The sequence below is a fragment of the Flagellimonas nanhaiensis genome (assembly GCF_003382275.1).
Taxonomy (GTDB): Bacteria; Bacteroidota; Bacteroidia; order Flavobacteriales; family Flavobacteriaceae; genus Flagellimonas; species Flagellimonas nanhaiensis.
Genome location: NZ_QTJX01000002.1, coordinates 541,767 through 561,945, shown reverse-complemented (window position 1 = coordinate 561,945; position 20,179 = coordinate 541,767). Strand labels below are relative to the sequence as shown.

Below are 20,179 nucleotides of genomic sequence, written 5' to 3'. Positions count from 1 at the left end.
AAAATATAAACGATAAAGCCGTATTTTTACAATCGTCATTAATAACTTAAAAACAATACGATTATGGCTTTTGAATTACCAAAATTACCCTATGCATATGATGCCTTGGAGCCACATATAGATGCAAGAACCATGGAAATCCACCATACTAAGCACCACAATGGATACACTACAAAATTAAATGGTGCTATAGCGGGAACCGATTTGGAAGGAAAGGATATAATGGACATTTTGTCTAACCTGGACATGTCCAATGGAGCGGTACGAAACAATGGAGGAGGTTTTTACAACCACTGCCTGTTCTGGGAAGCAATGTCCCCGAATGGCGGTGGAACCCCAAGCGGAGATTTAGCTGCAGCCATTGATGAAGCCTTTGGATCATTTGATGGATTCAAGGAGAAATTCAGCGCAGCTGCGGCTACTAGATTTGGCTCTGGATGGGCTTGGCTGTGTGTACAAAAAGGAGGTAAGGTTGAGATTTGCTCCACTCCAAATCAGGATAATCCCATTATGCCAGGAGTAGGTTGTGGGGGATACCCTATTTTAGGTTTGGATGTATGGGAGCATGCATACTACCTAAATTATCAGAACAGAAGACCAGATTATATTTCGGCATTCTATAATGTGATCAACTGGGACAAAGTTTCAGAAGATTATATGGCGAATAAGTAAACCACAACAATCTTAGTATCAAAAAAGGCCGGGGATTGCCCCGGCTTTTTTATGTCTCAATTTTTCCATCCGTCAATTGAAAAGGGGCATCCATAAATTCCCCTCTCCCTAATTGCCGTCCTTGTTTTTCCTTTAAGGTCTAAACCATAAAAGTTTAAACCATGAAAAAAATTGCATATTTGGTGGTGGTGATATTGTCAATGACATTGCTGTTCCTTTCCTGCGGAAAGGACGATGATTCCCAAACCCCAGAGACCAAAGTCCCAATAATAGAGAAGGTAGAACCAAACACTGGGCCGGTGGGCACCACCGTGGTTTTGGACGGAATGAACTTTGGAGACGCCAAAGGGGACAACACGGTCAAGTTCAACGGACAGGCGGCCACGATCCAAACCGCGAGCACCACACGGTTGGTGGTCACCGTTCCCGATGGAGCCACCACGGGCAAGATCACGGTAAAGGTGGGTGACAAGACCGCTACCAGTGCTTCGGATTTTGTGGTCACCAAAGAGGGGCCTTCCGCTATTGAACTGAACAAGACCAGTTTGGTCCTTTTTCGCGAGGACACGGAAACAATACTCATAAACAATATTGATGACTTTGAAGAGACGGCAGAATGGGAAACCAGTGATGCAAACATAGCCACGGTCGATAGTGAGGGAACCATAACTGCTGTAGATGTGGGCACGATAGAGGTTACCGCTACCATTGGAGAGCTTACAGCTAAAATTACAGTAACCGTTAACCCGGACATATATGTTGGAGGAGAAATAATTAGGCAAGGCGATAACTTTGCCACAGTCTGGAAAAATGGAAACATATTATATCTTTTGAATGGAGCGGGGGATGCCGGGGTAAGCTCTATTGTGGGCAATGGAGAGGACATATTTGCCACAGGGCACGAATATGTTGAGGGTGATTCGCAACCTAGGCTCTGGAAAAATGGGACAAAGGAGGTTTTAAACAACGTTCCTATAAGATATGGTAGAGGAAATGCTGTGTATATTGATGGGCAGGACGTTTGGGTTGTTGGTAGTATTGTAGAGGAGTTTAAAGAAAATGAAATAGGCATTGCATGGAAAAATGGTTCTCCTGTCAATTTGACTTCTGGAATGCATACCAATACAAGAGGTGCTGATATGTTTGTTGATGAAACAGGAACTTATATATTGGGAATGGGCGATGGGCCTACTAGACATGTAATGGTCTGGGATGGAGGTGAAACACCAGTTTTGCTGAACAGTGGCGAATACTATGCCGATGCATTTTCTATAAAACCTGATGGCAATGGAGGATATCTGGTCGTGGGATATGAAGAAAATGCCGATGGAGTGGACGTAGCAAAATATTGGACCGGTGGTGAAGGGGAAAGTGTAGTTCTGGGCAATGGAGCGGATGATTCAGAGGCTCGATCAGTAGCAGTGGATAATGGGGATATCTATGTGGCAGGTCATCAAGGAGTAGAGGGCATGATTTGGAAAAATGGTGTAGAATGGGTTACCCTAAACGAAGAATCCATTACAAGGTTTGTGTCAATTCAGGTTTTTGGGGATGATGTTTTTGTTACAGGAGTGGAAATTGATTTTGGTCTTGATATGATAGTAGCAAAAGTATGGAAGATCAATAAGGACAGCGGAGAAATTGTTCAAGTTCTAGATATGGATATAGATGGAACAGGTGAATCGTTAGGACTATCCATTTTCGTAAAATAATTTTTTTTTAGGGTTTAGGATTATTGTGGGGGCGCCAATGGCGCCCTTCTCTTTTTCAAAAAGGGTACAATAGAAAAGGGCGAGGAAGCCCCCGCCCTTTTCGTCCCAAATCTTACCATAAACTTAACCTACTTATGCTATGGCGAGACTAAAATACTGGTATTGTGAGAAATAACAAAAGGTTTTGAATTTTTTTTTGGATTTGAAAGCGAGATGAAAAGAAGATTTATCTCACAAATTCACTTAAATACTTGGGATTCAAACATAAAGAAGGCGGACACTGTCCGCCTTCTTTCCCCAAATCTTACCATGAACTTAACCTACTTATGCTATGGTCCTCCAAATGTACGCCAAGGGGGTGCCTTTGAAAAAGCTTTTTAGATGAAACCCTTTTAATTTGGATGAATTGCCATGATTGCCGTTTGTGAGTACTAATGTTAAGGAAAAGGATTACGGAAAGGAAGACACGAAATAGCTTAAAATAAAAAAGGTGGAATAGCTTCCACCTTTTTTGCCCCAAATCTTACCATGAACTTAACCTACTTATGCTATGGCAATACTAAAGTAAGTTTGACATTCACCTGCCACGCAAAAACACGGTAATCTGCACATATCATCGACGAAATGCATGTGTTAACTTAAGATTATAGAAATGTAAATTAGTACGCCCTTTGGTTTTTGCCTTCGTAGAAGTTTATGAAGGCCCGATTGACAACCCGATTCCCTCCTGGTGTGGGGTAATCTCCGGTAAAATACCAATCCCCAAGGTTTTGGGGACAGGCCTGGTGAAGCCCCTCGATACTCTGATAGATTATATCAACCTCCGCATTGATTCCTGGAGGACTCAATATCTCAGCTATCTTTTTGGAAATTTGATCTGCCGTAAATGGCGCGTAGAATTCCTTTACATAGTTTACAACATCCTTGTCCTTATTCGCTGTCTGGGCTATGCATTTCTCGTAGATTTCCTTGATGACATGCGTGGTTCCATGATCTTCATGGAGTGCTTTTGCTGCCCTAAACGCAGCAAAGTCTTCCAATTTGGCCATGTCTATCCCATAACAATCAGGATATCGTATTTGGGGGGCAGAGGAAACCACAATGATTTTCTTTGGCGAGAGGCGGTCCAAAATTTTGAGAATACTACGTTTCAATGTAGTACCTCGTACAATACTGTCGTCAATAATTACAAGGTTATCATTTTTATTCACCGACCCGTAGGAGACATCATAAACGTGGGTAACTAGGTCATCCCTACTACTGTCCTGGGTAATAAAGGTTCTGAGTTTCGCATCCTTGATGGCCACTTTTTCTATTCTAGGACGTACATCCAGGATTTTATGCAATTCTTCACGTGTTGTATTGGGTCCCAATGCAAGAATCTGTTCTTCCTTTCTTCGGTTCAGATAATTTTGAGCCTCCTTGACCAGACCAAAGAATGATGTTTCCGCTGTGTTGGGTATGTACGAGAAGACCGTCTTTGCCATATCATGGTCAATGGCCTTTAGTATCTGTGGAAAAACAAGTTTTCCCAACATTTTTCTTTCTTGATAGATTTCCTGGTCACTACCTCTTGAAAAATAAATACGTTCAAAAGAACATGCTTTACGTTCCCTTGGTTCCAGTATTTCGGCCAGTTTAACACCGCCCCCTTTTTTAATGATCATGGCGTGGCCGGGATCCAGCTCGTGCACATCATCAAACTTTACATTAAAAACGGTTTGGATCACTGGTCTTTCTGAAGCGACCACAACAACTTCATCATCTTGGTAGTAATAGGCTGGCCGTATTCCAGATGGGTCCCTAAACACAAAGGCATCCCCATGCCCTAAAAGACCTCCCATGGTATAACCACCATCCCAGTTCTTTGAAGCCTTTCTCAAGATTTTTGCAACATTCAATCGTTCCGCGATCAAGGGTGAAGCCTCACGTTTATTGTAGCCTTCTTTTTTGATCTCCTTATAGAGTTTGGCAACAGCATCATCCAAAAAATGCCCGATTTTTTCCATTACGGTAACGGTATCCGCCATTTCCTTTGGGTGCTGACCCAGTTCTACCAGGTTGCCAAAGAGTTCGTCAACATTGGTCATGTTAAAGTTACCGGCAACAATCAGATTACGGTGCATCCAGTTGTTCTGTCTTAAGAAGGGGTGCACGTTTTCAATGCTGTTTTTTCCAAAAGTTCCATAGCGAACATGGCCCATTAACAACTCCCCTATATAAGGAATGTTCTTTTTTTGTAACTGAACATCATCTGCATATTCGGGATTTTCGGAAAGAGCGGTATTGATGCGGTCATTGATTTGGGCAAAAATATCCTGAATAGGTTGTTGATTTGCGGAACGTACCCTGCTCATGTACCGCTGCCCTGGACTCATATCCAGTTTTATACTTGCAAAACCGGCACCATCTTGTCCCCGGTTGTGCTGTTTCTCCATCATCAGGTACATTTTGTTTACTCCGTAAAAAGCTGTACCGTACTTTTCTTTGTAGTATTCCAGAGGTTTAAGCAAACGGATCAGTGATATTCCGCATTCGTGCTTAATCGAATCACTCATAACAGACCAAAATAAAAAAAGCCCTGAAATTTTTCAGGGCAGGTATTTATGTTAATTCAATATTGAATTGTGTCAATTCTTTAAACTGCACCAATCGAGCATCCACTTCATGTTTCTGTAGTTCCACCATCCTTTCGGTTCCGAACTTTTCCACACAGAAAGATGCTAAGTTGGAGCCTTGAATAATTGCATTTTTCATGCTCTCAAACGTAATGTTCCCCGCTTCTGCCAAATAGCCAGAAAACCCACCTGCAAAAGTGTCTCCAGCTCCAGTGGGGTCAAAAACCTCTTCCAGAGGAAGAGCGGGGGCAAAAAATATGTGTCCATCATGGAACAAAAGAGCTCCATGTTCACCTTTTTTGATCACAACAAATTTGGGTCCCATCTCTTGGATTTTGGCAGCCGCTTTGACCAAGGAATATTCTTCGGTCATTTGACGGGCCTCTTCATCGTTGATGGTAATGACATCAATTTTTTTGATGACGGCCATCAGCTCATCCCAAGTATTGTTCATCCAAAAGTTCATGGTGTCAAGAATAACAAGTTTAGGTCGGGTTTCCATTTGCTCGATGACACTCATCTGGATATTGGGATGTAGATTGCCCAACATGACCACTTCGGCATTTTTAAAATCATCCGGTACAATTGGATTGAAATCGGCCAATGTATTGAGTTCGGTGACCAAAGTATCTCTGGAATTGAGGTCGTTATGGTACTTGCCTTCCCAGTAAAAGGTCTTGCCTCCCTTTACAACTTCCACTCCCGAGATATCAATATCCCTGTTTTCAAGCAAATCCAGATAAGATTGGGGAAAATCATCCCCTACTACAGATACTATGGCAGATTTTACCCTGAATTGTGTGGCGGCCAGGCCAATAAATGTTGCAGCACCTCCCAAAATTTTGCCTGTCTTTCCAAACGGGGTCTCAATAGCATCAAATGCAAGTGACCCAACGATCAGCAGCTTGCCCATTACCTAAATTTTGGTGCAAATATACGGTTTAGCAATTCCATTTTGCACTATTTATATAATTTGTCTCACTTGAGCTTATTTCCTTCCAAAATCTGCAGGAATTTCTCCCCATGCCTTGGTCTCCCATTTAACAATTGGAGTGTTATAACGGTTTTTCTTTAGCCAGTCTTCAGCTCTAGCAATGAGCTCAAATAGAACGGAGTTCTTTTGATTTTTTTTCAATTTGGTGCCGCACTTCCCTTTTCGCACCCAGCCAATAGCAATCCGGGAATCTGAATAGATGATCCTATCACTTTTTTGCTTCTTTAAAAAGGCCAGTCCGTGGACAAGTGCCAAAAACTCACCAATATTGCTGGTTCCTTCAGGAAAAGGACCCTGATGAAAAAGAACCTTTTTGGTTTTGGTGTCCACACCCCTATACTCCATTCTTCCAGGATTTCCGCTAGATGCTGCATCAACAGCTATAGAATTGAGGTTGGGCTCACCTATTCTTAATAATTCCTCTGGAGATAGTTCGGTTTTGCCTTTGGATTTGCCCTTGTATTCCAGATAGTTGCCGTTAAAAGCCTTTTTGGCCTCGGCAAAGGTTGAAAAAGATTTGTATTGGGCACCTTTGAAACCTTCTATTTGGGCCTTGCAATCATCCCAGCTTTCAAAAATGCCAGGTCTTTTGCCCTTCCATACCACATAGAACTTATTTTTTTTCGCCATTTGGGAAAAGAAGTTTTTCTATTACTACTGGAAAGTGTTCGTATTCCAATTGATGTACCTTGTTTGCTATGGTCTCTGCACTATCATGTATAGTGAGTTCGGTTTTAGCCTGAAAGATGATCGCACCTTCATCATAATTCTCATTTACATAATGGATGGTAATTCCCGTTTCGGTCTCCATATTTTCTTTCACGGCTTGATGCACTTTTTCCCCATACATGCCCTTTCCACCATATTTGGGAAGCAAAGCAGGATGTATATTGATAATCTGGTTTGGAAAAACAGCAATGATTGAAATGGGAACTTTCCAAAGAAACCCAGCAAGGACAATGAGGTCTGGCTTAAGACTTTTCAGCAGTCGTATAACAGTGTCCGAACCAGTGAAGGCTTTTTTATTAAAATAAAAAGCCGGTATATTGAGCCGATTACAGCGCTCCAGTACCCCGGCGGTGCTTTTGTTAGTGAGCACAGCGGACACTTCTACCTCGGTGCTATCTCCAAAAAAAGAGATAATGTTCTCTGCATTGGACCCACTGCCGGAAGCTAGAATAACAATTCGTTTCATGTTGTAAAGAAAAGGTGTGTTTTGCGACCTATTTCTGACGGCTAAAGTAATATACTGGGCCTTAAGAGGTTTATTTTAAGGTACATTTTATCGACAAATGGTGTATTTAATCCAAAGTTTTATATTTTTGCCAACGATTAAATTTTTAAAACCAATATAATTATGTCAGACATTGCATCAAGAGTAAAGGCAATCATCGTTGATAAACTAGGTGTAGATGAAAATGAAGTTGTGGCAGAAGCAAGCTTTACCAACGACCTTGGGGCGGATTCCTTGGACACTGTTGAACTTATCATGGAGTTTGAAAAGGAATTTGACATTCAGATCCCTGATGATCAGGCGGAGAACATTGCAACTGTTGGCCAAGCCATTAGCTATATAGAAGAAGCGAAGTAATTCTATGATATTTTACTAAAGATTTTAAATTATCCATGTGATGATGATCACATGGATATTTTTTTTATAATTTAGGTTCTAACGGGTAAAAAAATAGTTCAATGCAGTTAAAGCGAGTAGTAGTTACCGGAATGGGTGCGTTAACACCTATTGGAAACAATTTGGAAGCTTATTGGGAGGGACTAAAGAACGGTAAGAGCGGTTGTGCGCCCATCACGTATTTTGATACCGAAAAGTTCAAGACAAAGTTTGCTTGTGAACTAAAGGACTATAATCCACAGGATTATTTTGATAGGAAAGAAGCGCGAAAACTGGACAGGTTTGCCCAGTATGCACTTGTATCCTCCGATGAAGCCATAGCAGATTCTGGGATTGATCTGGAAAAAGTGGATAAGTTCAGGGTAGGTGTTGTATGGGGAGCTGGAATAGGCGGTCTTGAAACCTTTCAGAACGAGGTCATTGGTTACGCCAATGGAGATGGAACTCCTCGTTTCAACCCCTTCTTTATCCCAAAAATGATTGCGGACATAGCACCTGGAAATATTTCCATTAAACATGGATTTATGGGACCTAACTATACCACGGTCTCCGCTTGTGCCTCTTCTGCAAATGCCTTGATCGATGCATTAAATTACATCAGATTGGGCCATTGCGATGTTATTGTAACCGGTGGTAGTGAAGCTGCCGTGACCATTGCTGGAATGGGTGGTTTTAACGCCATGCATGCCCTATCAACCCGAAACGATAGTCCTGAAACTGCTTCAAGACCATTTGATGCCACTAGGGACGGATTTGTTTTAGGTGAAGGTGCTGGTGCACTTATATTGGAAGAATATGAGCATGCCAAAGCAAGAGGAGCCAAGATATATGCCGAAGTTGTAGGGGGAGGTCTATCCAGTGATGCATATCACATGACCGCTCCACATCCAGATGGTATTGGTGTGGTAAAAGTTATGGAGAATTGCTTAAAGAATGCTGGAATGAGCCCGGAGGATGTTGATGCAATCAACACGCACGGAACTTCCACTCCATTGGGAGATGTGGCCGAGTTGAAGGCTATTTCCAAGGTATTTGGGGAACATGCCCCAAACATCAATATCAATTCTACCAAGTCCATGACAGGTCATTTGCTCGGTGCAGCAGGTGCCATTGAGGCCATTGCTTCAATTTTGGCCATGCACCATAGTTTGGTGCCGCCAACAATCAACCATAGTACGGTGGATGAAGAGATAGATGCTTCTTTCAACCTGACCTTGAACAAGGCTCAGGAACGAGAAGTAAATGTGGCCATGAGCAATACTTTTGGTTTTGGAGGCCACAATGCTTGTATTTTGTTCAAAAAAATAGGGTAGTTTTGTAACATGAAACTCACCTCAAAAATATTCAATTCCCATCCAAAAACGGATGGGGATTTTTTTTTGGGGATGAAGAAAATCCTTGGGTTCAAACCAAAAAACCTCAAAATCTACAAAAAAGCTTTTCTTCACCGATCCGTGAACAAAAGGGATGAGCAGGGTAACCCAATGAACTATGAACGATTGGAGTTTTTGGGCGATGCCATGCTGGGAACCATAATATCCAAACACCTTTATAATGAGGTTCCAGAGGGTGATGAAGGATACCTTACCAAGATGCGTTCAAAGGTCGTGAGCAGAAAGCACCTCAACGAATTGGGCAAGGATCTTGATCTTTTGCGATATGTGGAAAGTAGGATTCCAAAATCCCATTTTGGAGAGAATATCCATGGAAATGTTTTTGAAGCACTTGTGGGGGCCATTTATTTGGACAAGGGCTATTCCTATTGCGAAAAATTCATCAATGAAAGGGTTATAGAGCCTTATGTGGATATTGAACAGCTCGAAGGCAAAGTAATCAGTTACAAGAGTTTGGTGATTGAATGGTGCCAAAAGCAAAAAAAGACCTTCAATTATGATGTGTATGAGGACACTGGGAATGATGAACTAAAACATTTTGCCGTGAAACTCACCATTGGAGATAGGGTAATGGCCAAGGCTAGGGCAACTTCCAAAAAGAAGGCCGAAGAAAAAGCATCAAAAAGAGCCTATTTTGCTTTGCAGAGCAAAATTGAAAATCAGTAAGTTAAATAAAGGTAAACTAAAACGTTTTCGTAGCCTTTAAAGGAGCATTGTCCCATTAAAGCTAGGCTGTCATTGGGATTAAACCTATATTTACATTTCGTGTTAAGGAGATGTTGACAACGCACAAGATATCAGCTGACTTTTACGATGACAGTTTTAAGCTCATTGCCATACATAGCAATTTGGAGGATTATGCACTTACATATGCCATAAATTCCAGTTGTAGGCTGCATCTGAAAAGGATGCCCAATGACCTTCAGACTGGTGAAAACAGGATGTTTTCATTATTTGATTGGGACGATGAGCTAAATGATGTCTATTGGACACTTATTTCCAATAAATGCACCGTGGAGGAAGTAGTTCCATCGGAGGGTTTTTTTGGAAACAGTACTGTGTTCAGGACAGACCATTTAGTGGATGAACATAAAGAAGTTGACTATTTTTTTAAAATGGATGGTGTATGCGAGTCCATGGTTGTGGCCAAGGTAAAGGCAATCAATACGATTGCTAAAGTTATTACTGCATACCCTGTTGATGTGCAAACCTTAAAATCGAAAAGAAATTTAATCTTTTAGAAATGCCAACTAGAAAGAAGACGAAAATTGTAGCAACACTCGGACCTGCAACAAGCAAGAAGGAGACCCTAAGGGAGATGATCAGGGCAGGAGTAGATGTTTTTAGAATAAATTTCTCGCATGCTTCCTATGATGATGTTGCTGAGCGCATCAAGATAATACGAGAGCTTAATGAAGAACTGGAGGTAAGCACCTCGATATTGGCAGATTTGCAGGGCCCAAAACTTAGAGTAGGAGTTATGGGAGGTGAGGCCGTGGTCTCTCCTGGAGACGAAATTACATTCGCAACGGGAGAACCTTTTGAGGGTACTGCCCAGCGGGTCTACATGAATTACGAAAGCTTTCCTAAGGATGTAAATCCTGGAGAACGAATTCTTCTTGATGATGGAAAACTGATTTTTGAGGTCAAATCCACCAACAAAAAAGATCAGGTAATGGCCACTGTGGTTCAAGGAGGGCCCTTAAAATCCAAAAAGGGGGTTAATCTTCCAAACACTGATATTTCATTACCGGCCTTAACGGAGAAGGATATCAAAGATGCCATTTTTGCCATTGGCCAACAGGTCGATTGGATTGCACTTTCCTTTGTTCGTCATAGTCAGGATCTAATGGACCTTCAAAACCTGATCAATGAACACTCAGACCATAAGATTCCAATTATTGCCAAGATAGAAAAACCCGAAGCGGTTGAAAATATTGACAAGATCGTAGCCTATTGCGATGGTTTAATGGTAGCTAGGGGAGATTTGGGTGTGGAGATACCTGCTCAAGAGGTGCCATTGATTCAGAAAAAGTTGGTTTTGCGTGCCAAAAAGGCCAGGATTCCTGTAATCATTGCTACCCAAATGATGGAGACCATGATTACCAGTCTTACTCCCACCCGAGCAGAGGTGAATGATGTGGCAAACTCGGTAATGGATGGTGCGGATGCCGTAATGCTTTCCGGAGAAACTTCGGTAGGGAATTATCCGGTCCAGGTCATTGAAAAAATGACCAGTATCCTGACCAGTGTTGAAGGATCAAGTTTGATCAAGGTTCCCCAGACCCCGCCGCATATTCGTACCAAAAGATATATCACCAAATCTGTTTGCTACCATGCAGCCTTGATGGCGAATGAAATTCAAGCAAAAGCCATTTCAACATTGACAAATAGTGGATATACTGCCTTTCAGATATCTGCTTGGAGACCCAGTGCACATATTCTTGTATTTACATCCAACAAGAGAATTTTAACCCAGTTAAACCTATTATGGGGCGTTAAAGCCTTTTATTATGATAGGTACGTTTCCACGGATGAGACCATAGAGGATGTAAACCAAATTGCTTGTAAGAAAGGATTTTTGGATGTGGGAGATATGTTGATCAGTTTGGCCGCTATGCCTATAAAGGATAAAGGTATGGTGAACACACTCAGGGTTACTGAGATAGAAACCTGTAGTTTTTAAGAGAAGCCGTTAAGCCACCTCCTTTTCAAAGGCAATAAAGTTGACCACCTTACCTGTTTTGTTCAAAACGGGAGACCCCTTGATCCAACACTGATAGGCAGTTCCGTCTTTTCTGTAATTGGTAAGCACAACTTCAAAAGCTTCTCGCTTCTTTATGGCTTCTGAAACTTTTTGGGTGGTTAGCTTACAAGTGCCATCACCTTGAAACATTTTTGGCTTTTTACCTAGGATTTCATCCGGCCGATATCCGTTCATATGGGTGATGTTCTGGGAGGCATAAACAATATTGAGTTCCGCATCGGTAACCACCACCACATGCTCTTTATCCAGAATTTCATCCTCAAAAGGAATAATACCTCCCCATTTTTCCTTTTCAGCCAAATCGCTAAGGTTTTTGACATCATGAAGGCTCTTGCAAACCTTTTGGAAGCGCTGGGCGTAAAAATCCATGGAGGTTATCGGAAAGCAAGTAATTTTTTCCCCAGAGTAAAAATTAGATGCCGCTTCATCGTAAAATCTCAACTTTTCCATACACCAATACTATTAAAACATTAAAAACCGTACAATTTATTAACAGTATTGTTCAAGAATTAGAGGTCTAAAAGCCAGTTAACTGGGTGTAAGTATCAACAAATAAAGATGACTAAACCTCCGAAAATGATGTTTTTTTAGCAAGAACTTACAGATCAGCTGCAGATGAGATACGAATATAAAGATGATAAACTAGGGTCTATTTTAGGGTTGACCAACGACATCAGAAAGGATGAGGAAAGATTTTCTATTACCGCAAACACCATCAAGTTCCTCTGGAACCGAAATGCAGAATCCATAACCATAACGGTTGATGGACTAGAGCTGGATATCTTACCCAACCAGATGATAACGGTAACATATCTTCAGCACATTTCTTATTCAAAAACAGCATCTCCTCTTTCGGCAATTCTGTTCAATCGCGAATTCTATTGCATTTTTGACCATGACACTGAAGTATCCTGTAATGGCATCTTATTTTTTGGAACCCAGGACCTTCCCATTATCACCATCCCCGAAGGGCAGTTGAAAAAGTTCAATCTGTGGTACGATGTATTTGTTGAGGAATTTGCCACTCCGGACAACATTCAGGGAGATATGCTACAAATGCTCTTGAAGCGGCTTATTATTATGAGTACCCGTTTGGCCAAAGAACAACATATGGTAAAGAGTTTGGACAATGATCAAATTGATACCATCCGTAGGTTTAATTTCTTGGTAGACCTTCATTATAAAACCAAAAGAAAGGTGAGCGACTATGCTGAGATGCTTTTTAAATCCCCTAAGACGCTTTCTAACCTTTTCTCTATTTACAAACAAAAATCACCACAACAAATAATTCTGGAACGGATTGCCTTGGAAGCTAAGCGACTCATCAATTATACTGATAAGCAAAATCAGGAAATTGGTTATGAACTCGGGTTCAACGACCCTGCCCATTTTAGCAGGTTTTTCAAAAAAATGACCCAGATGACCCCTTCGGAATATAGAGAAAACCTATTGGTGCCGGCCTAAGGGAAAGTTCGGCAAGCGGTCGGGAAATTGCTCCTAACACCTCCTCTGATTTTCACAACATCTTTGCCCTGTAATTTAAAAACAAGGTAAAGACCATGGAAAAATCCATTTTCAATCTAATTGAAATTTTTAGAACCTCCAGAAAACCTGCAACGCAAGCGTTAATGGCCATGGACCATTGCGATCAAAAGTATCATCATGATTTCTACTGCGAAGCAGAAAAACCTTTTGTAGAACATATTTAATCATTATTAACACATAAAAATTTAAAGTTATGAGCACATTTAATGTACCCAAGAAAGAAGAAGTAAGTTCCGGTAACCAGGCAATTTTTGATAATCTTGAAAAAGCCTTAGGGTTTGTACCAAACCTATATGCAACCTATGCCTATTCTGAAAATGCACTAGGCAACTACTTAACCTTTAGCAATGCCAAGACATCTTTGAAAGCCAAAGAAAAGGAAGCTGTTAATTTGGCTGTAAGCGAAGTCAATGGATGTCTTTATTGTTTGTCTGCCCACACCGCCATTGGAAAAATGAACGGATTTACAGATGACCAAATTTTAGAACTAAGATCTGGTAAGGCCTCTTTTGATAACAAGTTGGATGCCTTGGCGCGTTTGGCCAAAAACATGACCGAGAACAGAGGAGCGACAGATGCTGATGTTTTGGACAACTTCTTTGCAGCCGGATGGAGCAAGGAGAACTTGATCGATACGATTGTTTTGGTTGGGGACAAAACCATTTCCAACTATATCAACAATACTACGGAGATTCCTGTGGATTTTCCGGTAGCACAACCCTTGCAGGCTGTTGAAGCCTAAAAAATTATTAATCCAATAATTAAATAGAAATGAAAAAAACAATTGCCATTTTAGTATTAACTGTCGGTGTGGTGTTTTCAACAAGCGCACAAGACAAAATGATGAAGGAAGCACCGGTAAGAACCTTAGCGTTGGAACAGACTTCGGGTGAATTCACTCAAAAACAAATCACTGTTTCCGAAGGAACATATGTGTTCGATATTACCAACAATGGTGTTGGACATGATGTTGGTTTTGTATTGGTAAAAAAGGGACACGACGTGAGTAAGCCCGAAAACCATATCAAGACTGCTTATGTGATTAAGCCGGTAAAAACGGGAGCGTCCCAAACATCCAAGCCCACCAAATTGGTAAAAGGCGAGTATGTTTATTTCTGTCCGCTGAACCCTACGTCAACTGATAATACTTTGGTTGTAAAGTAAGTAAGAAGATTTATGTATAAGAGAGCTCCTGTTTTTAAGGGGCTCTTTTTGGTTATACCAACTCCGAGTTTGCAAAAAGTGAGGATGCAATACTCCTGGCCGTATAAATGGGCCAGTCATTTTTAAATAGATGACTTTCCGTAAAGGCACTTTCATATAGCAGATAAATACCTCCTGATATTTTTTCCGTTTCCGCTTTGGAAATGTTCACAATGTTGTCGTTCACCACTTCCCCCAAGAACAGCAATAGTTCCTTTTTCTGTTTTTGAATTACCTCCAGAATCTTCTTTTGTCCCGGGGCCAGTTCCCCCAACATCTTCAATCCCCAACATCCATGAAAATTACCTTCACGGTACATATCCCTTAAATAATCAAAAATGGCCAACAACTGGTTACTCCCTTTTTTTCTTCTGGAGACATAGCCCTTCAAAGCCTCCATAAAACTATCATGGCGTTGGGTAAGGTAGGCTATACAGATATCTTCCTTTGATTTGAAATGGGAGTAAAGCGTTGCTTTGGCAATACCACACTTTTCAATGATTTCATTTATTCCCGTGGAGTTGTACCCATTGGTGTAGAAAAGATTACCAGCGGTGGTTATGATATGTTGGTGCAATTTGGGGCGTGGCATATCTACAAAGTAAGTAAGAAATAATTGCCTGGGCAATAGTTTGTTACCCTCAAAAATCAAATTTTAGCTGTACCGAAACAGATTCCTTTTTGATTTCCTCTTTTTTCTCATGGGTATTTAGGTTGGCCAGGGAAATTCCAAGAAGCCGTACGGAGTTTTGAAGCTCTGATTGATATAACAGTTCTTTTGCTGTTTCCAGAATCAATTCTTTGTTGGAAATGTAATACTGCAACGTTTTGCTCCGGGTCTGGAGCGTGAAATCACTGTACTTTATCTTTAAGGTGATGGTCTTGCCCGCAATTTTAGATTTTTGGAGTCTACGTTCCAGTTCAGCGGCAATATTCTCCAACTTTTCCAGCATAAAGATTTCACTGCTCAAATTTTCAAAAAAAGTACGCTCCGCACCAACAGATTTTGGAATGCGATGTGGCTTAACCGGACTATTATGGATGCCACGAACCACATAGTAGTAGTATTTTCCGCTTTTACCAAATTGCTCATTTAAAAATTCAAGCGGTTTTTGTTTCAGGTCAGTTCCTGTAAAAATGCCCAATTTGTACATCTTCTCGGCTGTAACTTTTCCAACCCCATAGAACTTTCTTATGTCCAGGTCTTCCTAGAACTGTATTACTTCCTCCGGGTTCACTGTTTTTTGCCCGTTGGGCTTGTTGTAATCGCTTGCAACCTTTGCAATGAATTTATTAATGGAGATACCGGCAGAGGCTGTCAATCCAGTGGTCTGGAAAATTTTCTCCCTAATTTCCTTGGCAATCAATGTAGCCGAAGGATTTCCCTTTTTATTTTCAGTGACATCCAAATAGGCTTCGTCAAGTGATAGGGGTTCCACCAAATCCGTGTACTCAAAGAAGATTTTTCTGATTTGCATGGAAACCTCTTTGTATCGGTCAAAACGTGGTTTAACAAAAATAAGATCGGGACAGTTTCTCCTTGCAATGTAACCCGCCATGGCACTGCGCACTCCAAATTTTCTGGCTTCGTAGCTTGCTGCGGAAACCACACCTCGTTTTGACCCACCGCCAACGGCAAGAGGTTTCCCCTTTAATTCAGGATTGTCATGTTGCTCCACCGAAGCGTAAAACGCGTCCATGTCTACATGAATGATTTTTCTTAAGGGAAAATCAAAGTCCATACTCAAATTTAGGGTATATTTAGTTTGATGGAACACTTGGAAATTGAACGTAAATTTTTGGTCAGATCAAACGACTATAAGGAGGAAGCCTCGTCAAGCACACGAATCGTCCAGGGATTTCTGAATACGGATCCGGATAGGACCGTGAGAGTCCGAATCAAGGACGGGAAAGGATACTTGACCGTAAAAGGGAGTAGCAGCGACTCCGGGACCACTCGGTTCGAGTGGGAAACAGAAATTAAAGGTACAGAAGCAACAAATCTCATTGATCTCTGTGAAGACGTTATCCTGGAAAAGATTCGCTATGAAGTCCGCCATGGCAATCACATTTTTGAAGTGGATGAATTCATGGGAGAGAATAGGGGTCTTGTTATAGCAGAACTGGAACTGGAACATGAAGATGAGGTTTTTCAAAAACCTGAATGGCTGGGGGAGGAAGTAACAGGGATCTCAAAATATTACAACTCGCAGCTTAGTAAAAAGCCCTTTAAGGAATGGTGAGAGCCATCAACATCCTGATAGCATTTTCTGCTCTGCTGGCTATATATTCTGAATATTCTGGCTATAGAATGCTTTATTTGTTTTTGAAGCCATTGACCACGATATTGGTAATCTCCATCTTGTTTTTTGCTTCAAAAACAGCAAAACCAAAGTTTAAGAATACTGTTTTTATCGCGCTGATTTTTTGTTTGTTGGGAGATGTATTTCTTCTTTTTGAGGGATACTTTGTCTTTGGATTAGGTTCTTTTTTGATGGCCCATTTACTGTTTGCCATGGCATTTATAAGACTGGAAGGATTTTATTTCAACTATATTTCTCTTTTTGCGTTCCTGGCGATTGGATTGATTCTATTTCTCTGGCTAAAACCCGATTTGGGGAGTTTTTTAATACCTGTAGGTCTGTATATTGCGGTCATCCTGTTTATGGCTTGGCAGGGGACAGGTCTTTTTCTAAAGAAAAAACGACATGCTTATGCGTTGATAGCTCTGGTGGTGGTGTTGTTTATGTTTTCTGACTCTATGATTGCAGTAAACAAATTCAAATCCCCCTTCACACTGGCTGGCCCTATTATTTTAAGTACCTACTGGTTAAGTGTAGCTTTGATTTCCAATGCAACGTATAAAATTTCTACTCAGGAGAACTGAAACCCCGAGTCCGGTTTTTTGATTTAGTGCAGAGCCTGTAATAAGAACGATAAAAATTTATTCAATCTGGAGATGGCTCTACAGCCAACTCATCACAATAAGGTAGTATTTTTGAAATAGCTGTTTGATTTTTATGGTGTTTTATATCGGAGATATTATTCCTGCAATTCTACTTTTTCAAAGCCTGATCTTTGCTTTGGTATTGTTTGGTGATAGTAGTTTTAAAAGAAGAGCCAATTTTTTGCTGGCCGCTTTTTTTCTGGTTATGGCGATTCAATTTTTTGGACTGTTGGCCCCAAATTTTGGAATGAAGTGGGAATTCTTTGGTTCCATGGCCTGCATCTATGGGTTTGCCTATGGCCCTTTGCTATACTTTTATTCAAGGTCCCTGATTTATAAAGAATCGGAATTTGAATACAAGCAACTAATCCATCTACTGCCTTTTGGTTTTCTAGCTGTCATGGCAATGTCCAAAATTTCAGTATGTGAATATGCAGGGGCAATTATGTACTTAAGTTTGATAGGCTACATAGCAGTTTCCATAAAAGGGCTTATTAAGTATCGCAACATTCTAAAGCAGGTTCAGTCCAAAGAAGGACAGATAGAACTTAGGTGGCTTCAGAATTTCATGGTCATTTTTTGCCTTACCCTTCTGCTGGATATTGTAGATCAATTTGTACTTGGGCTTGATATCACCCAAGGGGTTTCATCAATCCACCTCATGCTGCTTTTTCTCATTAATTGGGTGTTTTACAAAGGATTGAAACAGCCTCAGATTTTCATGGGGATTTCTAGGAATGATGTCAACATTATCCAGAATCAACAAGTCAATACAACACCCAAGAAACCTAATGCAGAAGAACATGATGAGCTAAACCGTTTGGATGAATTCATGAGAAGTTCAGAAATTTATATCAACCCTGACCTCAATATAAATGAGCTTGCAAAAGCAGTTTCTATTCCAGCACGAAGACTTTCTTTTTTGATAAATGGATTTTTGGACAAAAACTTTATTGGATACATTAATGAGTTTAGAATAGAGCTGGCCAAAGAACGTTTAAAAAACCCCAAGGATGAGGGAGAGACCATTTCGGAGATTATGTACGATGTTGGGTTTAGCTCAAAATCTTCGTTCAATTCTTTTTTTAAGAACCATACCGGAATGACACCTTCGCAGTTTAGAGATTCCAATTCTTAGTTTTATCTCCGAACTTCAGCGTACCATTAATTGGTTCGGAAACATGTTTTCGTACCTAAATCAGCAATTGATTTCTTTGCTTTGCCGCGTTCATCAATCAAAAAATGAAATGGTAAAGAAAATATTCAGAATTGTTTTAAAGACCTTATTAGGGATAATTGCAGCAATTATCCTCTTCCTTGTCTCATCCATGTTGATATCCAAATATGATTTTGGAGACCCTTCAGAAGAAATAGGGGAACGTGTTTCCAAATTGGCCTTTACCCATGTAAATATTGTCAACGTGGAGGCCGATTCAACAGAAGCGCCCGGAGCATTGATTAAAAATGCCAAAATATTGCTGGAAGAAGGTAAGATTGTTCAAATTTTACCGGATTCGGTTGAAACTCCAAAAGGGTATAGGGAAATAGATGCCAAAGGTGGTTTTGCACTTCCTGGACTTATGGACATGCATACCCATATTTTTGACCGTTCGGATTTGGCCATGTACCTAGGCCATGGGGTCACCACGGTAAGGAACATGATGGGGTTCCCAATGCACCTTCGGTGGAGACAACAGATGGAACTTGGCAGCTATCCGGGGTCAAGGTTGATAACGGCTTCGCCAACAATCAACTCTGGTAACGATACGGGACCTTTTCATAAAAATATAGATACCCCCGAAGAAGCTGTAGAAGCCATTACTGATTATAAAGAGAAAGGGTACGATTTCATCAAAATCTATGATGGGCTAAACTACGATCAGTTTACTGCTGTAATGCAGACAGCGAACGCAAATGATCTATATGTTGCCGGTCACCCTCCACATGGAATAGGTATAGATACACTGTTGTCATTCAATCTCAATTCCTTTGAGCATATAGAGGAGATTGTTCAAGGACCCTTGGAATATGAGTTGAGCGTTCCAAAAGGGAGAAAAATTGCACAAAAATTCAAAGCAGCTAATGCAAGGTTGACCATTACCATGTCCCCTTTTCGCAACATTTATAGGACCACGGTTGAGGGAGATGATTTTCTTAGCAGTTTGCCTGAGGAGAAAATCAATCCATTTATAGAGTTCATCGGTCAAAAACAATTACAACAATGGGTAAATTGTAATAAAGGAACTTATGATTGGAATGTTGGAAAATACAAGTGTATGGCATTACTTACCCAAGTTTTTCATGAAGAAGATGTAAATCTATTATTGGGAACCGATACCGGTCCCAGCCTCACGGTACCTGGATTAACCCTTTTGGACGAAATTAAAATCCTAAATGACCTGGATATTCCGGTTTTGGATATTATAAAGTCTGGTACCATTGAAGCCGCCAAAGCATTACAAATGGATGATGAAATAGGATCTATTGCCATAGGCAAACAAGCAGAAATGGTAATTGTGAAGGACAACCCATTGACTGATATGAATACGCTTTATAACCCTGTTTCAATTGTGAAAGGAGAGACGCTTTACCTTGAACCCGATATAGAGGAACTAAAAGGTTTGGGAAGACAGAAATCCAACGTATACTTAACGCTTGGACGTTTCTTGAATCATTTAATAAGCAAATAAGGAGAAA

General features: G+C 40.8%; 21 protein-coding genes and 1 pseudogene. 15 read left to right on the top strand and 7 right to left on the bottom strand.

The features are described 5' to 3' along the window. Positions 1–63: 63 nt before the first annotated feature. Positions 64–672, top strand: coding sequence for a superoxide dismutase (locus DX873_RS10035; protein ID WP_116184309.1), 609 nt, complete (start codon positions 64–66; stop codon positions 670–672). 161 nt (positions 673–833) lie between these two features. Continuing rightward, the gene (locus tag DX873_RS10030; protein WP_116184308.1) at positions 834–2,384 is read left to right on the top strand and encodes an IPT/TIG domain-containing protein; all 1,551 of its coding nucleotides are present in this window, start codon (positions 834–836) and stop codon (positions 2,382–2,384) included. Between the two features lie 659 nt (positions 2,385–3,043). Here DX873_RS10030 and DX873_RS10025 read toward each other — a convergent pair. The 4 genes from DX873_RS10025 to purN all read right to left on the bottom strand — a co-directional run bounded on the left by DX873_RS10025 (position 3,044) and on the right by purN (position 7,191). Then, a complete protein-coding gene (locus DX873_RS10025) occupies positions 3,044–4,942 on the bottom strand; it encodes an amidophosphoribosyltransferase (protein ID WP_116184307.1) in 1,899 nt (632 codons plus the stop codon). Positions 4,943–4,988: 46 nt separating this feature from the next. Then, on the bottom strand, positions 4,989–5,915 hold the full coding sequence (locus tag DX873_RS10020; RefSeq protein ID WP_116184306.1) for a PfkB family carbohydrate kinase: 927 nt from the start codon (positions 5,913–5,915) through the stop codon (positions 4,989–4,991). 75 nt (positions 5,916–5,990) lie between these two features. Beyond that, positions 5,991–6,626 carry a ribonuclease H1 domain-containing protein gene (locus DX873_RS10015; RefSeq protein WP_116184305.1) on the bottom strand — a complete coding sequence of 212 codons (636 nt, stop codon included), beginning with the start codon at positions 6,624–6,626 and terminating at the stop codon, positions 5,991–5,993. Beyond that, a complete protein-coding gene (gene purN / locus DX873_RS10010) occupies positions 6,610–7,191 on the bottom strand; it encodes a phosphoribosylglycinamide formyltransferase (RefSeq protein WP_116184304.1) in 582 nt (193 codons plus the stop codon). Before purN ends, DX873_RS10015 begins: the two co-directional genes overlap by 17 nt. Positions 7,192–7,353: 162 nt before the next feature. On the opposite strand from purN, the gene DX873_RS10005 reads away from it, so the two are divergent. The 5 genes from DX873_RS10005 (at position 7,354) to pyk (ending at position 11,706) form a co-directional block, all read left to right on the top strand. Then, positions 7,354–7,587 (top strand): acyl carrier protein, encoded by a 234-nt coding sequence (locus tag DX873_RS10005; RefSeq protein ID WP_009778413.1) that lies wholly within the window; start codon positions 7,354–7,356, stop codon positions 7,585–7,587. Between the two features lie 101 nt (positions 7,588–7,688). Next, a complete protein-coding gene (fabF, locus tag DX873_RS10000) occupies positions 7,689–8,939 on the top strand; it encodes a beta-ketoacyl-ACP synthase II (protein ID WP_116184303.1) in 1,251 nt (416 codons plus the stop codon). A gap of 9 nt (positions 8,940–8,948) precedes the next feature. After that, positions 8,949–9,686 (top strand): ribonuclease III, encoded by a 738-nt coding sequence (gene rnc / locus DX873_RS09995; RefSeq protein ID WP_116184302.1) that lies wholly within the window; start codon positions 8,949–8,951, stop codon positions 9,684–9,686. A gap of 110 nt (positions 9,687–9,796) precedes the next feature. Continuing rightward, complete coding sequence (locus DX873_RS09990; protein ID WP_116184301.1) at positions 9,797–10,261, top strand: IPExxxVDY family protein; 465 nt, start codon at positions 9,797–9,799, stop codon at positions 10,259–10,261. Between the two features lie 2 nt (positions 10,262–10,263). Beyond that, positions 10,264–11,706 carry a pyruvate kinase gene (pyk, locus tag DX873_RS09985; RefSeq protein ID WP_116184300.1) on the top strand — a complete coding sequence of 481 codons (1,443 nt, stop codon included), beginning with the start codon at positions 10,264–10,266 and terminating at the stop codon, positions 11,704–11,706. A gap of 9 nt (positions 11,707–11,715) precedes the next feature. Here pyk and DX873_RS09980 read toward each other — a convergent pair whose 3' ends face one another. After that, positions 11,716–12,237, bottom strand: a complete 522-nt coding sequence (locus DX873_RS09980; protein WP_116184299.1) for a PAS domain-containing protein — start codon at positions 12,235–12,237, stop codon at positions 11,716–11,718. Positions 12,238–12,402: 165 nt separating this feature from the next. Between DX873_RS09980 and DX873_RS09975 the strand changes: the two genes are divergently transcribed. The 4 genes from DX873_RS09975 to DX873_RS09965 all read left to right on the top strand — a co-directional run bounded on the left by DX873_RS09975 (position 12,403) and on the right by DX873_RS09965 (position 14,496). After that, positions 12,403–13,251 (top strand): helix-turn-helix domain-containing protein, encoded by an 849-nt coding sequence (locus DX873_RS09975; RefSeq protein WP_116184298.1) that lies wholly within the window; start codon positions 12,403–12,405, stop codon positions 13,249–13,251. Between the two features lie 95 nt (positions 13,252–13,346). Beyond that, complete coding sequence (locus tag DX873_RS18875; RefSeq protein ID WP_181899466.1) at positions 13,347–13,496, top strand: hypothetical protein; 150 nt, start codon at positions 13,347–13,349, stop codon at positions 13,494–13,496. 29 nt (positions 13,497–13,525) lie between these two features. Continuing rightward, entirely contained in the window at positions 13,526–14,074 is a 549-nt protein-coding gene (locus DX873_RS09970) for a carboxymuconolactone decarboxylase family protein (protein WP_116184297.1), read from the top strand. A 29-nt stretch (positions 14,075–14,103) separates the two neighbouring features. Continuing rightward, positions 14,104–14,496, top strand: a complete 393-nt coding sequence (locus tag DX873_RS09965) for a plastocyanin/azurin family copper-binding protein (RefSeq protein ID WP_116184296.1) — start codon at positions 14,104–14,106, stop codon at positions 14,494–14,496. 52 nt (positions 14,497–14,548) lie between these two features. Here DX873_RS09965 and DX873_RS09960 read toward each other — a convergent pair whose 3' ends face one another. Continuing rightward, positions 14,549–15,127 (bottom strand): TetR/AcrR family transcriptional regulator, encoded by a 579-nt coding sequence (locus tag DX873_RS09960; protein WP_116184295.1) that lies wholly within the window; start codon positions 15,125–15,127, stop codon positions 14,549–14,551. Between the two features lie 49 nt (positions 15,128–15,176). Continuing rightward, positions 15,177–16,277, bottom strand: a pseudogene (gene dinB, locus DX873_RS09955) (DNA polymerase IV). A 27-nt stretch (positions 16,278–16,304) separates the two neighbouring features. Here dinB and DX873_RS09950 point away from each other — a divergent pair. The 4 genes from DX873_RS09950 (at position 16,305) to DX873_RS09935 (ending at position 20,172) form a co-directional block, all read left to right on the top strand. Beyond that, on the top strand, positions 16,305–16,778 hold the full coding sequence (locus DX873_RS09950) for a CYTH domain-containing protein (protein WP_116184294.1): 474 nt from the start codon (positions 16,305–16,307) through the stop codon (positions 16,776–16,778). Further along, on the top strand, positions 16,772–17,422 hold the full coding sequence (locus DX873_RS09945) for a lysoplasmalogenase (RefSeq protein WP_116184293.1): 651 nt from the start codon (positions 16,772–16,774) through the stop codon (positions 17,420–17,422). Before DX873_RS09950 ends, DX873_RS09945 begins: the two co-directional genes overlap by 7 nt. A 133-nt stretch (positions 17,423–17,555) precedes the next feature. After that, on the top strand, positions 17,556–18,620 hold the full coding sequence (locus DX873_RS09940; RefSeq protein ID WP_116184292.1) for a helix-turn-helix domain-containing protein: 1,065 nt from the start codon (positions 17,556–17,558) through the stop codon (positions 18,618–18,620). A gap of 109 nt (positions 18,621–18,729) precedes the next feature. After that, entirely contained in the window at positions 18,730–20,172 is a 1,443-nt protein-coding gene (locus DX873_RS09935) for an amidohydrolase family protein (RefSeq protein WP_181899465.1), read from the top strand. The last annotated feature ends 7 nt before the right edge of the window (positions 20,173–20,179 follow it).

What these genes read in the sequence shown, in the direction of transcription:
- pyk (WP_116184300.1), top strand. Translation starts at nt 10,264, where the DNA reads ATGCCAACTAGAAAGAAGACGAAAATTGTAGCAACACTCGGACCTGCA.
- rnc (WP_116184302.1), top strand. Translation starts at nt 8,949, where the DNA reads ATGAAACTCACCTCAAAAATATTCAATTCCCATCCAAAAACGGATGGG.
- DX873_RS09975 (WP_116184298.1), top strand. Translation starts at nt 12,403, where the DNA reads ATGAGATACGAATATAAAGATGATAAACTAGGGTCTATTTTAGGGTTG.
- DX873_RS10035 (WP_116184309.1), top strand. Translation starts at nt 64, where the DNA reads ATGGCTTTTGAATTACCAAAATTACCCTATGCATATGATGCCTTGGAG.
- DX873_RS09945 (WP_116184293.1), top strand. Translation starts at nt 16,772, where the DNA reads ATGGTGAGAGCCATCAACATCCTGATAGCATTTTCTGCTCTGCTGGCT.
- DX873_RS09990 (WP_116184301.1), top strand. Translation starts at nt 9,797, where the DNA reads ATGTTGACAACGCACAAGATATCAGCTGACTTTTACGATGACAGTTTT.
- DX873_RS09980 (WP_116184299.1), bottom strand. Translation starts at nt 12,237, where the DNA reads ATGGAAAAGTTGAGATTTTACGATGAAGCGGCATCTAATTTTTACTCT.
- DX873_RS09965 (WP_116184296.1), top strand. Translation starts at nt 14,104, where the DNA reads ATGAAAAAAACAATTGCCATTTTAGTATTAACTGTCGGTGTGGTGTTT.
- DX873_RS10025 (WP_116184307.1), bottom strand. Translation starts at nt 4,942, where the DNA reads ATGAGTGATTCGATTAAGCACGAATGCGGAATATCACTGATCCGTTTG.
- purN (WP_116184304.1), bottom strand. Translation starts at nt 7,191, where the DNA reads ATGAAACGAATTGTTATTCTAGCTTCCGGCAGTGGGTCCAATGCAGAG.
- DX873_RS09970 (WP_116184297.1), top strand. Translation starts at nt 13,526, where the DNA reads ATGAGCACATTTAATGTACCCAAGAAAGAAGAAGTAAGTTCCGGTAAC.
- DX873_RS10030 (WP_116184308.1), top strand. Translation starts at nt 834, where the DNA reads ATGAAAAAAATTGCATATTTGGTGGTGGTGATATTGTCAATGACATTG.
- DX873_RS09950 (WP_116184294.1), top strand. Translation starts at nt 16,305, where the DNA reads ATGGAACACTTGGAAATTGAACGTAAATTTTTGGTCAGATCAAACGAC.
- fabF (WP_116184303.1), top strand. Translation starts at nt 7,689, where the DNA reads ATGCAGTTAAAGCGAGTAGTAGTTACCGGAATGGGTGCGTTAACACCT.
- DX873_RS09940 (WP_116184292.1), top strand. Translation starts at nt 17,556, where the DNA reads ATGGTGTTTTATATCGGAGATATTATTCCTGCAATTCTACTTTTTCAA.
- DX873_RS09960 (WP_116184295.1), bottom strand. Translation starts at nt 15,127, where the DNA reads ATGCCACGCCCCAAATTGCACCAACATATCATAACCACCGCTGGTAAT.
- DX873_RS09935 (WP_181899465.1), top strand. Translation starts at nt 18,730, where the DNA reads ATGGTAAAGAAAATATTCAGAATTGTTTTAAAGACCTTATTAGGGATA.
- DX873_RS10015 (WP_116184305.1), bottom strand. Translation starts at nt 6,626, where the DNA reads ATGGCGAAAAAAAATAAGTTCTATGTGGTATGGAAGGGCAAAAGACCT.
- DX873_RS10020 (WP_116184306.1), bottom strand. Translation starts at nt 5,915, where the DNA reads ATGGGCAAGCTGCTGATCGTTGGGTCACTTGCATTTGATGCTATTGAG.
- DX873_RS10005 (WP_009778413.1), top strand. Translation starts at nt 7,354, where the DNA reads ATGTCAGACATTGCATCAAGAGTAAAGGCAATCATCGTTGATAAACTA.
- DX873_RS18875 (WP_181899466.1), top strand. Translation starts at nt 13,347, where the DNA reads ATGGAAAAATCCATTTTCAATCTAATTGAAATTTTTAGAACCTCCAGA.